Source organism: Brevundimonas bullata (genome assembly GCF_003350205.1).
Taxonomy (GTDB): domain Bacteria; phylum Pseudomonadota; class Alphaproteobacteria; order Caulobacterales; family Caulobacteraceae; genus Brevundimonas; species Brevundimonas bullata.
The window spans coordinates 160,093-174,406 of record NZ_QLLC01000002.1 but is presented as its reverse complement, the minus strand read 5'-3'; the positions used below and the strand labels follow the sequence as shown (position 1 = coordinate 174,406).

12 protein-coding genes, 1 pseudogene and 1 riboswitch are annotated in these 14,314 nt (G+C 69.2%); of the genes and pseudogenes, 6 read left to right on the top strand and 7 right to left on the bottom strand.

Going from position 1 to position 14,314, the window contains the following annotated elements:
- Together DXK21_RS01850 and DXK21_RS01845 are read right to left on the bottom strand one after the other, a co-directional pair.
- Positions 1 to 397, bottom strand: a pseudogene (locus DXK21_RS01850) (SPOR domain-containing protein); the annotation flags it as partial.
- 79 nt (positions 398 to 476) lie between these two features.
- Positions 477 to 1,664: a deoxyguanosinetriphosphate triphosphohydrolase gene (locus DXK21_RS01845; RefSeq protein ID WP_114816095.1), complete on the bottom strand. Its 1,188-nt coding sequence runs from the start codon at positions 1,662 to 1,664 to the stop codon at positions 477 to 479.
- Positions 1,665 to 1,803: 139 nt separating this feature from the next.
- Between DXK21_RS01845 and DXK21_RS01840 the strand changes: the two genes are divergently transcribed.
- From DXK21_RS01840 to ypfJ, 3 genes are all read left to right on the top strand, one after another.
- Positions 1,804 to 2,121, top strand: a complete 318-nt coding sequence (locus DXK21_RS01840) for a HesB/IscA family protein (RefSeq protein WP_376856766.1) — start codon at positions 1,804 to 1,806, stop codon at positions 2,119 to 2,121.
- A 96-nt stretch (positions 2,122 to 2,217) separates the two neighbouring features.
- The gene (locus DXK21_RS01835; protein ID WP_114816079.1) at positions 2,218 to 2,610 is read left to right on the top strand and encodes a hypothetical protein; all 393 of its coding nucleotides are present in this window, start codon (positions 2,218 to 2,220) and stop codon (positions 2,608 to 2,610) included.
- A gap of 82 nt (positions 2,611 to 2,692) precedes the next feature.
- A complete protein-coding gene (gene ypfJ / locus DXK21_RS01830; protein WP_114816078.1) occupies positions 2,693 to 3,544 on the top strand; it encodes a KPN_02809 family neutral zinc metallopeptidase in 852 nt (283 codons plus the stop codon).
- Between the two features lie 4 nt (positions 3,545 to 3,548).
- On the opposite strand, the gene DXK21_RS01825 is transcribed toward ypfJ, so the two are convergent.
- Positions 3,549 to 4,493 (bottom strand): pepsin/retropepsin-like aspartic protease family protein, encoded by a 945-nt coding sequence (locus tag DXK21_RS01825; protein ID WP_114816077.1) that lies wholly within the window; start codon positions 4,491 to 4,493, stop codon positions 3,549 to 3,551.
- A 155-nt stretch (positions 4,494 to 4,648) separates the two neighbouring features.
- Here DXK21_RS01825 and thrC point away from each other — a divergent pair, with 155 nt between their 5' ends.
- Positions 4,649 to 6,037, top strand: a complete 1,389-nt coding sequence (thrC, locus tag DXK21_RS01820) for a threonine synthase (protein WP_114816076.1) — start codon at positions 4,649 to 4,651, stop codon at positions 6,035 to 6,037.
- A gap of 72 nt (positions 6,038 to 6,109) precedes the next feature.
- Here thrC and DXK21_RS01815 read toward each other — a convergent pair whose 3' ends face one another.
- From DXK21_RS01815 to DXK21_RS01805, 3 genes are all read right to left on the bottom strand, one after another.
- Positions 6,110 to 6,640, bottom strand: coding sequence for a cytochrome b (locus DXK21_RS01815; RefSeq protein WP_114816075.1), 531 nt, complete (start codon positions 6,638 to 6,640; stop codon positions 6,110 to 6,112).
- 124 nt (positions 6,641 to 6,764) lie between these two features.
- Positions 6,765 to 7,727 (bottom strand): homoserine kinase, encoded by a 963-nt coding sequence (locus DXK21_RS01810; protein WP_114816074.1) that lies wholly within the window; start codon positions 7,725 to 7,727, stop codon positions 6,765 to 6,767.
- 2 nt (positions 7,728 to 7,729) lie between these two features.
- Positions 7,730 to 9,475 (bottom strand): amino acid kinase family protein, encoded by a 1,746-nt coding sequence (locus DXK21_RS01805; RefSeq protein ID WP_114816073.1) that lies wholly within the window; start codon positions 9,473 to 9,475, stop codon positions 7,730 to 7,732.
- 437 nt (positions 9,476 to 9,912) lie between these two features.
- Positions 9,913 to 10,036: riboswitch (SAM riboswitch) on the top strand.
- Positions 10,037 to 10,115: 79 nt separating this feature from the next.
- On the opposite strand from DXK21_RS01805, the gene metX reads away from it, so the two are divergent.
- Positions 10,116 to 11,183, top strand: coding sequence for a homoserine O-succinyltransferase MetX (metX, locus tag DXK21_RS01795; protein WP_114816071.1), 1,068 nt, complete (start codon positions 10,116 to 10,118; stop codon positions 11,181 to 11,183).
- Positions 11,180 to 12,361 carry a cystathionine gamma-synthase gene (gene metB, locus DXK21_RS01790; protein WP_114816070.1) on the top strand — a complete coding sequence of 394 codons (1,182 nt, stop codon included), beginning with the start codon at positions 11,180 to 11,182 and terminating at the stop codon, positions 12,359 to 12,361. The genes metX and metB overlap by 4 nt, the downstream gene beginning before the upstream one ends.
- A gap of 126 nt (positions 12,362 to 12,487) precedes the next feature.
- Here metB and DXK21_RS01785 read toward each other — a convergent pair whose 3' ends face one another.
- Positions 12,488 to 14,308: a methyl-accepting chemotaxis protein gene (locus DXK21_RS01785; protein ID WP_114816069.1), complete on the bottom strand. Its 1,821-nt coding sequence runs from the start codon at positions 14,306 to 14,308 to the stop codon at positions 12,488 to 12,490.
- Between the last annotated feature and the right edge of the window lie 6 nt (positions 14,309 to 14,314).

The window sequence follows — 14,314 nt, the reverse complement described above, 5'->3', positions numbered from 1 at the left end:
GGCGCGGGGCGACGGCTTCCGGGCCGGGGGTGAAGGTGGGGACGGCGTCGGTCGCCTCGCCGCCGTCGCGATAGACGCGCACGCCCGCTTCCGGGTCGATCGGCTGGGCGTCCAGCGGCGCCTCGACCTTCATGCTCTTGACCGGCGTGCCGACGGCGGGCGGGGCGTCGGTCGAGGACCGCACGCCCGAGCGATAGAAGACCACTACGGCCACGATCAGCAGCAGCAGGACAATGGCGCTGATGATCAGGGTGATGGGCGGCGACTTGGCGGCCGGCGCGCGACGCGGATCATAGCTGCGGCGCTCGAACGGCAGGTCGTCGTCGGTAGGCGGCGTATAGGCCCCCCGCTCGCGGCCGGCGTTGGGGTTGCCTCGGTGATCGTCGTCGTAGGACATGGGTCGCGCTTTCTGGATCGGCCCCGCGCGAATCGGCGCCGGGAAGTATCAGTCTAGCCCGCCCGTGGCCTCTTTCGAATCACAGATCAAGCGCCAGGTCGAGGCTGAACAATTTGCCGTGGACTTCGATGGCGTAGCGGTCGGTCATTCCGGCGATATAGTCGCACACCGCCCGCGCCCGCTTGATCGGATCATCCGACAGGGCCGAGGCCGACCATTCGGGCGGCATGACCTCGGGTTCTTCCATGAACAAGTGGAACAGTTGCGACAGGACGCGGCGCGCCTGGCTGCGGGTGCGATTGACCCGGTAGTGGCGGTACATCCGCTCGAACAGGAAGCGGCGCAGCACGCCCAGGTCGGCCAGCATCTGCGGTGAGAACTGCACCATCATCTGCGGGGCCAGGCGCACGTCCTCGACGGTGACGATGCCGTGCGCGGCCAGCCGACGCTCGGTTTCGGCCAGGACGTCGTCGACCATGATGCCGATCATGCGGCGCACGGCCTCCAGACGCACCATGCGGTCGTCCAGCGCGGGCCAGTCGCGGCGCACCTCGGCCAGGCACGGCCCGATCAGCGGCACCTCGGCCAGATCGGCCAGGGTGAACAGGCCCGCCTGCACCCCGTCGTCCACGTCGTGGTTGTTGTAGGCGATGTCGTCGGCGATGGCCGCGCACTGGGCCTCCAGCGAGGCGAAGGTGTCGAGCCTCAGGTCCCAGTCCGCCGCGCCGCCCGGCGCATAGGCCGCGACCGTCTTCCACGCCGGTTCGCCCAGGTGATGCATCACCGGCCCGTTGTGCTTGATGACCCCCTCGACCGTTTCCCAGCTCAGGTTGAGGCCGAGGAATTTCGGATAGCGGACTTCCAGCTCGGTGATGACGCGAAAGCTCTGGACGTTGTGATCAAAGCCGCCGTAGTCGGCCATCTGGGCCTGCAGCTCGTCCTCGCCCGCGTGGGCGAAGGGCGGATGGCCCAGGTCGTGGGCCAGGGCGATGGTCTCGGCCAGGTCGTCGTCCAGCCGAAGGGCGTGGGCCAGCGACCGGGCGATCTGGGCCACCTCCAGACTGTGGGTCAGACGGGTGCGATAGTGGTCGCCCTCGTGCGCCACGAAGACCTGGGTCTTCTCCTTCAGACGGCGGAAGGCAGTGGCGTGGATGATGCGGTCGCGGTCGCGGGCGAAGGGCGTGCGGGTGCGGCTGGCGGGCTCGAAAACATGGCGGCCACGGCTGGCGGCGGGGTCTTCGGCGAAGGACGCGCGGGTCTGGCTCAAGGCGGACAGCACTTCTATTACAGCACAGGCCTTTGCGAACGCCTGTCAGCTCCTCATATAGAGAGCCGTGAGCACCGTCCAATCCACAGAATCAGTCCGCGACCTGTCGCTTTCGGTTTCCGCCCGCGCCCCGGAAGGCATTCTTCTGGCCGAGAGCGCGGTGAAACGCCTGGCCAAGCTGGCCGAGATCGAGGGCAAGCCGGTCATGCTGCGCGTCGCCGTCGACGGCGGCGGCTGCTCGGGCTTCCAGTACCGGCTGGAACTGGTCCACGCGCCCGAGGCCGATGACCTGGTCATCCGTCGCGACGGTCAGGCGGCGGTGATCGACCCGGTCTCCATCCCCTTCCTCAAGGGTTCCGAGATCGCTTTTGTCGATGAACTGGCCGGCGCGCAGTTTGTAGTGCGCAATCCGAATGCCTCGTCCAGCTGCGGCTGCGGAGTCAGCTTCGCCATCTGATTACAAGCGCCCGTCACCCTCGGGACGAGGCCGAGGGTGACGGGCGTCAGAACGGCGCCGCTTGGATCAAGGCGTCCTGGCGCCCATGTTTCGACCATGCGCCGCCTGATCCTCATGACCCTGATGCTCGCCGCCGCGCCTCTGCCCGCGAACGCCCAGACCTGGCCCGGCTGGCCGGGTCCGCCGCCGCCTGGCTACGATCCCGGCTCGGCCATCGCCGATCAACACCGCTATGAGATGCACCGCCTGCGCCATCAGGCCGCCGAGCGCGAGGCCCTGGCCCAACAGCAACAGCTGCAGACTCGACTGACGATCCAGCGTCTTGAGGCCGCGCGCCAGCCCGCCCTGCCCTCGCCGCCGCCGACCGCCTACGTCCCGCGCACGCTGGAACAGGAACGGGAGGCGCGCGAGGCCCAAGCCGCCCGACGCGAGGAAATGACGCGCGGCGTCACCGAGATCGACAGCTGGCTGGACCGCCGCCCGAACTGAGCCTTGGTTACAATTGCATCCCTTCCCTGCCCGCCGCGTTTGGGCCTAGCTTCGGGCGAGATTTCAGGGTGGAGACGACATCATGCGTTGGCAGGGCGGACGGCGCGGCGGCGGCATTGAAGACCGGCGCGGCATGGGCGGCGGCGCCGTGGCGGGCGGCGGCATCGGCGTTCTGGTGCTGGCGGCCATCGGCTACTTCGTCTTCGGCATCGACCCCAACACCACCCAGCAGGTCGCCAGCCAGTTCGGCGGCGCCAGCCAGTCCGAACAAGCCGGCAAGATGGGCTCGCCCGAGGATCAGGCCGGGCAGTTCGTCGAGGTCATCGGCTCCAACATCAACGACGTTTGGAAGACCAAGCTGCGCGGCTATACTCCGCCGACCACGGTCCTGTATGAACAAGGCACCCAGACGGGCTGCGGCTTCGGCCAATCCGCCATGGGGCCCTTCTACTGCCCCGCCGATCAGAAGGTTTACCTGGACCTCGGCTTCTGGCGCGAAATGGAAACCAAGCTGGGGGCCTCGGGCGCCGACTTCGCCAAGGCCTATGTCATCGCCCACGAATTCGGCCACCACGTCCAGCATCTGACCGGCGCCACCGACCAGGTGCAGCGCGCCCAGCAGTCGGCGAGGTCACAGGCCGAGGGCAACAAGTATTCCGTCGCTCTGGAACTTCAGGCCGACTGCTACGCCGGCGTCTGGGCCCGGAACGCCGCCGCCGTCTCAGGCGGTCAGGTGGCGCTGGAGCCGGGCGATCTGGAAGAGGGCATGAAGACCGCCCAGGCCATCGGCGACGACACCCTGCAACGCCGCGGCGGCGGTCGCGTCTCGCCCGAAAGCTTCACTCACGGCTCGGCGGCGCAACGCGTCGAATGGCTGCAACGCGGCTATCAGACTGGCGATCCGGCCGCCTGCGACACCTTCAAGGGGCTATGACGCCCTAGCCCACGGTCAGGTCCATCTGGGGCGAGACGTGCAGACGGCCTCGTCCCAGGTCCAGCACGACGTCGCGATCCTCGAAGGCCGCCACGCCCAGCAGGGCGTCGGGGTAGTTGGGCAAGGGCGAATTGGCGAACACCGGCGTCGCCACCCCGCGCCACAGGTCGTCGCCAAAGGTCACGGTCTTCGCCTCGATCACCCGCGCCCGCGCCACCCCGCCCAGGACGATGCTGGACCCGGCGGTTTCGGCGCGCCCGTCCAGCAGGCCCGCCGCCTCGGCCGCGCCCTGGCTGAGGGCGATCAGGGAGGAGAAGCCGGTGTCGATCACGGCCCGCATCACCGCGCTTTCGACCGTGACCTCGACGGTCAGGGCCGTGCCGCTGCGCTTGACCGGGACGGGTCGCAGCGCGGGCGAGACGACATGGCCGCCGGGATCGACCAGACGGCTGCGACGGCGCTTCATGTCCAGCTCCAGCACAGCCTCGCCCAGCAGGTCCTGTCCCAGCACCAAGGGCGCGCCCAGGCCCGCCGCATCCGCCAACGGCCCCAGGTCGAGGATGGCTGCGCGCAGACCCGACGCTGTCAGCGTGCCGACCGCCATGTCCAGCGTCACCCCGCGCCCGACCTGCGGCTGCCCCCCGACGCCGTAAGCCACCAGGGGCATGTCGAAAAAGGTCGTCAGGCCCAGGGCCTCGACCAGGGCGCGGTCGATCACCGAGTACTGGGCGCCGCTGTCGATCAGGGCCGTCACCTCGCGCCCGGCGATCCGCACCCGCACGGTCGGCGTGGCGGCGTTCGCGACGACGAAGGGCGACCACCCGCTAGTCCCGCCGTCAGCGAAGGCCAGCATCGGCCGGCGCCAGATCACATGGTCCTTGAGCCACAGGCCGCCGCCGACAGCGGCAGCCGCCGCGCCCGCGCGGATCAGAAAGGAACGGCGTCTCATTCGCCCTGACATGGACCGGACGGCGGCGATGCGCCAGCCCCGGCGACGCCTCTTGTGACTCCGTCGTCATCTTGTTGCGCAAAACTGCGAAATTGCCTTCGCAGACGCAAAATAATCATGACGAAGCGCCGCCCTGCGGCTAGAAACGACCCGTCATGAGCACCTCCCCCGACCGCTACCTTTCGACGCGCGGCGACGCCGCCCCGACCAATTTCGCCGACGCCCTGCTGCGCGGCATTGCGCCTGATGGCGGCCTCTACATGCCCCAGGCCTGGCCCGCCCTGCCCGTCGATGCGGCGCGTCCGGGGCGGACCTATGCGGAAATGGCCAAGGAGGCGATTTCCCCCTTCATCGGCGACGCGCTTCCTGCGGGCGCGCTCGACCGCGCGCTGGAGCGTCTGACCAAGGGCTTCGACCACCCGGCGGTGACGCCCCTGGTCGAGCTGGAGCCGGGCCTCTTCGTGCTGGAGCTGTTCCACGGCCCGACCGCCGCCTTCAAGGATCTGGCGATGCAGCTGGTCGCCGCCCTGTCGGACGAGGCCCTAGCCGCGACGGGCCAGAAACTGACGCTGCTGACCGCCACCAGCGGCGACACCGGCGCCGCCGCCGTGCGCGCCTTCGCCGGGGCCGAGCGCATCAACCTGGTGGTGCTGCACCCGCTGGACCGAGTCTCGCCGGTGCAGCGCAAGCAGATGACGACGGTGCAGGCAGACAACATCCTAAACCTGGCCGTGCGCGGCGACTTCGACGACTGCCAGCGTCTGGTGAAGGGTCTGCTGGCCGAGGAATCACTGCGCGACGGCCGCCGCCTGTCGTCGGTCAACTCGATCAACTGGGGCCGGCTGGCGGGACAGATTCCCTATTATATCTCGGCCACGGCGCAGCTGGGTCAGGCGGCGACCTTCGTCGTCCCGACCGGCAATTTCGGCGACGCCTTCGCCGGCATCGCCGCGAAGAAGATGGGCTTGCCGGTCACGGGTTTCGTCGCCGCTGTCAACCAGAACGACGCCCTGGCCCGCGCCATCAACGAGGGCGTCTATGCCCGCCGTCCCGCCGTCGAAAGCGGCAGCGTGTCGATGGACGTCCAGGCTCCGTCCAACTTCGAGCGTCTGGTCTATGAGGCCTCTGGCCGCGACGCCGCGGCTGTCCGCGCCGTGTTCGAAACCTTCGCCCGCGAGGGGTCCGTCACCCTGTCCCCCGACCTGCTGGCCGCGCTGAAATCAGAAGTCTCCGCCGTCTCCATCGACGAGGCGACGACCGGGGCCGAGATCGCCCACGCCCACGCCGCCTGGGGCCGTGTCGTCTGTCCGCACACGGCCGTCGCCCTGGCCGCTGCGCGCCGTCTGGACCGCGCCGACGGCCCGGTGGTCGCCCTGTCGACGGCCCACCCGTCCAAGTTCGGCGCCTTTGTCTCGGACGTGCTCGGCTTCGAGCCCGAACCCGCCCCCGTCATCCGCGCCCTGGGCGATCAGCCCGAGCGCCTGACCATTATCGACAACACGGCCGAAGCCGCCCTGGCGGCGGTGAAGGGGTTCGCGGGGTAAGGCTTCAGCCCGCCCGACGGGGATAGGGCGGGGGCATAGGCAGAGAGGGCGATCCGAACGCCGAAGCCCTCCTTAGGCGCGGCCCAGCATGCGCTTGAGCGTGCCGTCGCGAAGCACGTAGTGGTGGAACAGGGCCGCGCCAGCGTGCAGACCCACGAGCCAATAGCCGACCACGCCGATCGTCTCGTGCACTTCCTTGACCTGACCCGCCAGGGCCTTGTCGAGGGCCGTAAGGGCGGGAAGCGACAGACCAAAGAAGGGGATGGGCTTTCCGCCTGCGCTAAGCGTCAGCCAGCCCAGCAGCGGCATGGCGATCATGAAGGCGTAAAGCGCCACATGCATGGCCGCTGCGAACCAGTCGTTCCAGCTTCGCGGCGTCGAGGGGCGAGACGTGAAGAAGCGAGCCAGCAGACGCGCCCAAACCAACAGGAAGACGGTCAGGCCGAGCATGAAATGCCACGCCTTGAGCGCCTCGCGCGGATCGCTGCCGCGCGGATAGATTTCGCGCAGCAGGATGCAGGCATAGACGGCGACCAGCAGGACGAGCATCAGCCAGTGAAGGCCGATGGAGACACGGCTGTAGGCGGGCTTCGTCTGCGGCATGTGACGGCTGTTTCGCTGGCGGCGCGAGGCAGACTCGAACCGGGTTTCAAGAACGGAGTGAGCTCTTCTAACGCGAGTCCATGACGCTTGCGCAAGCGCCACGAACTCGCGCCGTGCGGCCCCCTCAGACCGTCTCCGCCGCCTTCCAGTAGTCCAGCCGGCGGAAGAAGGGCGCCGGGTCCTTGGGCGTGACCAGGTTGGCGGGGTCATGGAAGATGCGGTCGTGCAGGCGGGTCAGGGTGAAGCGCACCGCCGCCGCAGCCCCCAATCCCGGAAGCGCCTCGGCCTCGGCGGGCGTCAGGGGGCGCACGGACTCATAGCCCTTCTGGAAGGCGCGCAGGGCCGAGTGCATGGGGCGTCCCTCGGCGTCGAAGCCCCAGGCGCTGAGCGCGATGGCCAGGTCATAGGCCAGGACGTCGGTGCAGCCGAAATAGAAGTCGATCACCCCGCCGACATCGCACTTTCCATGTTCATTCGTGGCGAACAGGACATTGTCGGGGAAGTAGTCGGCGTGGATCGGTCCGCGCGGCAGGGCGGGATCGCTCCACGGCTCGGCCAGACGCGGCAGCAGGGCCTTGATCTGATCCAGCATCTTGCGGTCGACGCCCTTGGCGGGCCCGTCGCAGCGCGCGGCCAGCGCCGACCAGGCCTCGGGTCCGACCGGGTTCTTTCGCTCGACGGCATAGTCGGCGGCGTCCAGGTGCAGCAGGGCCAGCACCTGACCGGCGCGATACTGTTCCTTGTCGGAAGGCTGGCGCTTCCAGGCGCCGGGCGCCCAGTGCAGGATGGCGGCGGCGCGGCCGTTGAGATGACCGATGATCTCGCCCTGGCGGTCGGCGACGGGCGACGGCGTCGGAAACCCGCGCGCCGCCAGATGCCGGGTCAGGCCCAGGCAGAAGGGCAGCGAGGCCGCGTCCGTCCGCCCCTCGAACAGGGTCAGGACATAGGCGCCCGACGTCGTCTCCAGCTTGTAGTTGGTGTTCTCGACCCCCTCGGCGATCGGCGTCAGCGCGACCAGATCACCCAAGGGGTAGCGCATGAGATAGTCGGCGGCCTGAGCCGGCGTGACGGGCGTGAAGACAGCCATGTCTAGACCAGCTCCGCCGCCGCGCGACGGGCGCGCACCACGTCGGCCACATCGGCCAGCACGCTTTCGGTCGTGGCCCAGCGCCCGGCGCCGCGCCCCTTGCACGTCCAGACGCGACCGTCCTGACCATAGACTTTCAAGGCGTTTCTCTCTCCGTTCAGCGACTGGAAGAGCGCGTCTTTCAGGTCGCCGTCAAGCCGGACCGAGGCGTCCAGATGGCCGCCCCGGTCATGGCAGGCGCCGATCTGACGCACCGGCTTGTCGCCCAGCGGGGTGTCCGCCGACAGTTCGTCGCGCGGCAGGTCGGCGGGGGCGCGGCCAAAGGCCTCGAACGACAGCAGCTTGACCTTGGCGGCGGCGTCGTGGCCCTCCAGATCCGAGGACGGGTCTTCCTCGGCGAAGCCCGCCACGCGGGCGTCGGCCAGGGCGTCGGCGAAGGCCGCGCCCTCGCCTAAACGTTGCAGCATGAAGTTGACCGTGCCGTTCAGCACCGCCTCGAACCCGGCGACCGGACCGGCGGCGCGGGCGGCGCGCAGGGTCTCGATCATCGGCGCCCCGCCGCCGACCGAGGCCGACCAGGCGACACGACAGCCATTGGCGGCGGCCAGGGCTTGAAGCCCCGCCGGATCGCGGGCCACGGCCTGCTTGTTGGCGCTGACTACGTCGCAGCCGGCCTCCAGCGCGCGACGGATCAGGGCGTGACCGGCCTCGCCTTCCGACAGGGCCTCCAGCAGAAGATCAGGCTTCTTGGCCAGCAGGCCCTCGACATCGTTGGTGAACAGGTCGGCCGGCGCGGCCACGTCGCGCTTCTTGGCCGGATTGCGGACCAGGACGCCGACCACCTCATAGCGCTTGTCCGGGAGCAGGCGGTTCAGCAGACCGCCGCCGACCACGCCGCAGCCGGCCAGGGCCACGCGCAGCGGGGCGTGCGGCTGCACCGGGCCGGGAGGCGCGCCGCGCTCGCCGACCACCGTGCCCTCGGCCCGGCCCAGAGCCGCGACCTCGATCTCGACGCCGTGTTCCATGCCCAGATCGATGGCGTCATGCTGGACCAGGGCCCCGCCCAGCTGGCGCGCCGTGTCCCAGCTGGCGCGGCGATAGCGCAGCGGCGTGCCCGTTTCGCAGGCCGGATCGCGGTCGTAGAGGCCGTCCACGTCCTTGACCAAACGCACCCGGTCCAGCCCCAGCTCGGCGGCCAGAACCACCGCCGTCAGGTCCGATCCGCCGCGGCCCAGCAGGGCCACGCGCCCGTTCGAGCGCACGCCGCCGAAGCCGGGGACCACCACCACCTCATGCTCGGCCAGGGCCTGTTGCAGGCGCTCGCCCTTCAGGCTGACCGGGCGAGCGTGCTGCGCCGGCCCCTCGACCACGATGCCCAGCTCCCGCACCGACAGACCCACCGCGTCCAGCCCCACCCGGTCGCAGGCGATGGCGACCAGGGCCGCCGCCTTTTCCTCGCCCAGCACCACATAGGCGGGCAGCAGTTCGTTCTCGTGATCCAGCCCCAGAGCCCGGGCGTCGGCCAGCAGCCGGTCGGTGTGACCAGACAGGGCCGACACCACCGCCACCACCTTCCGCCCGGCGCGGACGTGGCCGTAGATTTCCGAGGCCACGGCAGGCGCCTCGGCGGCGTTGCGCAGGACGGACGAGCCGAACTTCAGCACCACGACCTCGGCGGCGCAGAAGGCCCTGGGGACCGCTTGCGGTTTCTGTTTGTCGGCGACGAGAGCGAGGGCGGAAGCGGGCATCGGGGTGATCCTGAAGGCGGGGTCTGGTGGGGCGGTCGAGGTCGGTTCGGGCATAAAAAAACCCGCCCGGGGGTCCGGGCGGGGTGATCGGTTTTTTGCGTTTCTCGCCTAGGCGGCGCGCATCATCCGGTCCCCGCCCGCAAGGGCATGGTGGTGGTGGTACCGGTGGTCGTAATCATGGACGCGACGAGGCCCGTCGCCGATGCGGCGAGGCGGGTCATCTTCATGCTGGCGAGGCGGTCAAGCACAGGCGGCGTCCGGTTGAAAAATCCTGCCTCAAGGTGTTCCAGGACCCCGCACCGCGTCAACCCCCAAAAGAACAAATTTTTCCCGGACGCGCCACAAAAGCGCGATTTCACCACCTTGCGGCCCCCAATCGCCAAAATGAGGTGAATTATTTCGCTTGACCGGCGCCCTTCGCAACCGCAACGTAAGGTCACTCATCAAGACCGGCTGAGGGATTAGGCCCTTTGACGCCGGGGCAACCATCGGGTTCCGCCCGAAACGGTGCCAACTCCTGCGGGGTTTTCAGGGCGACCTGAAGACCGCGAGAGATGGGTGGAGCATCGACGAGGCGACGCTCCACGGTCTGTCACTGCATGGGTTCCTTGGCGAGCCGTTTTGCTGAGTGACGAGACCCATGACCCTGGCCCTGATCGACCCTATCGACCCTGCTGAAGAGCCCGCCTGTAGGCCCGCCTCCGCACGCCGTCCGTCCGAGCTGCTGTCGCGCGACGGGGCCCATGACGTCGTCGTGCCGATCCCCGACGGCTTCCCGCTCGATTTCGGCGGAACCCTGAACCAGAAGCAGATCGTGGGCCGTCTGCACGGCAAGGCCGGCGCCCCCCTGATCGTCGTGGCTGGCGGCATCTCCGCCGACCGTTACGTCCACCGCACCGAGACCAAGGGCCTGGGCTGGTGGTCAGGCGCCGTCGGCGTGCGCGCCCCCATCGACCTGACCCGTTTCCGCGTCCTGGCTTTTGATTTCGCACCCGATTTCGGTCCCGACGCCAAGGACGCCAAGCCGCCGCTGACCATCACCACCCAGGATCAGGCGCGGCTGCTGGCCCTGCTGCTGGACCACCTGGGCGTCGAGAAGGTCGCGGCCTTCATCGGCTGCTCCTACGGGGGCATGATCGCGCTGGCGTTTGGCGAGCTCTTCCCCGACTGGGCCGAGCAGCTGGTGGTGGTGTCCGCCGCCCACCGCCCTCACCCCCTGGCCACCGCCTGGCGCGGCATCCAGCGCCGCATCCTGCAACTGGGGCTGGAGACCGGCCGCGTGGATCAGGCGGTCGGTCTGGCCCGCGAACTGGCCATGACCACCTATCGCACCCCCGACGAGTTCGGCGAGCGCTTCGATTCCGAGGCCCCCAGCCATGCTGGTCAGGCCTATCCCGTCTGCGAATATCTGCAGGCGCGCGGCCGGGCTTATCGCGACCGCACCACGCCCTCGCGCTGGCTGACCTTGTCGGACTCCATCGACCGCCACCGCGTCGAGCCCGAGGCCATCACCGCCCCCGTCACCCTGGTCGGCTTCACCACCGACCGCCTGTGCCCCATCGACGACATGAGGGAGCTGGCCGCGCGCCTGCCCAACCTCTGGCGCTTCGAACAGCACCCCTCCCACTACGGCCACGACGCCTTCCTGAAGGAAGACGTCCTGGTCGCCGACATCCTGACCTCCGTCCTGAAAGACATCGACCAATGAGCCGCGCCGCCCGTCCCGCCGATCCCCGCACCATCGCCGCCCGCTCGGGCGTCGATACGGACACGGCCCACGGCGCGGTCATGCCGCCGCTGTATCTGTCGTCCAACTATTCCTTCGCCGGCTTCGACCAGAAGCGGAAATACGACTACTCGCGCTCGGGCAATCCGACCCGCGACGTCCTGGCCGACACCCTGGCCGAGCTGGAAGGCGGCGCCGGCGCCGTCATCACCGCCACCGGCATGGCCGCGGTCGACCTGCCGCTGTCCTTGCTCAACCCCGGCGAACTGCTGATCGCGCCGCACGACTGCTATGGCGGCACCCACCGCCTGCTGTGCGCGCGGGCGAAAAAGGGCCATTTCCGCGTCGCCTTCGTCGATCAGAACGACGGCCAAGCCCTGGACGCGGCTCTGGCCGACGGCTGCAAGCTGGTGCTGATCGAGACCCCGTCCAACCCCCTACTGCGGGTCGTGGACGTGGCCGATGTCTGTCGTCGCGCCCATGCCGTCGGCGCCAAGGTGGTGTGCGACAACACCTTCCTGTCGCCCGCCCTGCAACGCCCGCTGGAGCTGGGCGCCGACATCGTCGTCCACTCGACCACCAAATACATCAACGGCCACTCCGACGTTGTCGGCGGCGCCGTGATCGCGGCGGACCCGGCGGATCATGCGGAACTCGCTTGGTGGGCCAACTGCCTGGGCGTCACCGGCTCGCCGTTCGACGCCTATCAGACCCTGCGGGGCTTGCGCACCCTGTTCACCCGCATCGAGCGCCAGCAGGCCACCGCCGCTCTGGTCGCCGCCGCGCTGGAACAGCATCCGGCGGTCAAGGCCGTCCACTATCCGGGTCTGAAATCCCACCCTGGCCATGATCTGGCGGCGCGCCAGCAGTCGGGACCGGGCGCCATGCTCAGCTTCGAACTGAACGGCGGGACCGACGCCGTGCGCGACCTGATCGAGGGTCTGGACATCTTCACCCTGGCCGAGTCGCTGGGCGGGGTCGAAAGCCTGATCGCCCACCCGGCCACCATGACCCACGCCGCTATGACGCCCGAGGCGCGCGTCGTCGCCGGGATCACCGACGGCCTGATCCGGCTGTCGGTCGGACTGGAGCATCAGGACGACATCCTGGCCGACCTGGTTCAGGCTCTGGACGCCCTGGTGCTGCAACACGCGGCCTAAAGATAACCGTCATCCCGGAAGCGGCGGAGCCGCTATCCGGGACCGCAGGAAAAGCTGACGGCGGCGTTCTGGGCGGTCCCGGCTCTGCGCCTCGCTCCGCGAGGCTTCGGCCGGGATGACGTCTTCTTAAGCCACCGCCCGCGCCAGCATCTGCTGCTGACCGCGCGCGTCCGTCGCGGCGCCGTCCAGCGAGAACTGCCCCATCATCCGGTCCAGCTCGCGGGCGTCCTGCGCCAGAGAGTGGCTGGCGGCGGTGGATTCCTCGACCATGGCCGCATTCTGCTGCGTCACCTGATCCATCTGGGCCACGGCGATATTGACCTGTTGCAGGCCGCTGGCCTGCTCCTGCGACGAGGCCGAGATTTCGCGGGCGATGGCGGTCAGCCGCGTGATCTGCTCGGCGATCCTTTCCAGTGCATGGCCGGTGTCGCCGACCAGAGCCACGCCCTCGCCGACCTGACGACTGGAGGCCGAGATCAGGGTCTTGATCTCTTTGGCCGCCTCCGCCGAACGCTGGGCCAGAGCCCGGACTTCCGAGGCCACCACCGCGAAGCCGCGACCGGCGTCGCCGGCGCGGGCCGCCTCGACGCCCGCGTTCAGCGCCAGCAGGTTGGTCTGGAAGGCGATCTCGTCGATCACGCCGATGATGTTGCCGATTTCGTTCGACGACTGCTCGATCTCGCCCATGGCGACGATGGCGCGGCCCACCACGGCCTGCCCTTGCGTCGCTTCCTGACGGGCGCCGTCGACGACGCCGCCGGCCTCGATCGCGCCTTCGGCGGAGCGGGCCACGGTGGCGGTGATCTGTTCCAGGGCGGCGGCGGTTTCCTCCAGCGAGGCGGCCTGCTGCTCGGTGCGCCGCGACAGGTCATCCGAGGCCTGGCTGATCTCATGGGCGCTGGCGCCGATGGCGCTGGAGCGATCAACGATGACGCGCATCGTGTCCTGAAGTTGGGCCATGGCCGCATTGAAGTCGGCGCGCAGCTTCTCGTACTCGGGCGCGAAGGCGGCGTTCAGGCGGAAGGCGAGTTGGCCGCTCGACAGTCGTTCGAGGCCAGAGGCGATGCCGTCCACCACCTGGGCCTGCTGGCGGGCCGCCTCGGCGTCACGTTCGGCCTGGTCGATGCGGGCCTGTTCGGCGGCGGCGCGCTGGACCTCGGCCTCGGCTTCCAGCCGCACCTTCTCCTCGGCGTTCTGTTTGAAGGTCAGGACGGCGTCGGCCATGTGACCAATCTCGTCGCGGCGACCGATGGCGGGAATGGCGACGTTCAGATCACCGGAGGCCAGACGCCCCATGGCGCGGGTCATGGCCTCGACCGGACGGCTCAAAGCGCTGATCAGCCAGACGACGGCGCCTAGCGCGATGACCAGGGCCAGCACCCCGCCGATGGCGAAGCTCCAATAGGCCTCCTGATAGGCGAAGGCCTTGGCCTTGGCGTTGGCGGCGGCGACCACCGCCTCCTTTTCCTGGATCGAGGTAATGGCGGCGCGGATATCCGACAGGCGGGCGCCGGCTTCCAGTCCGGCGACGGCCTGGGGCTGGGTGGCGGGATCACGGGCCAGGGCCATCAGGCCGTCGGCGCTTTGATGGAAGGCGTCCGTGGCGGCTTTCAGCGCCGCCTGTTCCTGGCCATAGGCGGCGTTGACGTCGGCGGCGGCCAGATCGGCCAGGCGCGCGATCAGAACCTTGCCTGGCTCCTCGTATTTGGGAATGAAGTCGGCGTCGCGCGTCGCCACATAGGCGCGCATGGCGTTCTGCTGCTCGACCGCGGCGGCCAGGACCAGGTCCGAGGTCTTGAACATCTCGGCGGAGGCGGCGTTGGCCGCGTCGGCGCGCTGCAAGATTGTCACGGTCCACAGGACCACCATGGTCGCCGCCCCGCAGGCCGCGATCACGGCGGCGAAGGACAGCATCAGCTTCTTGGGCACGGACAGGTTTTGCAGCATTTTCTA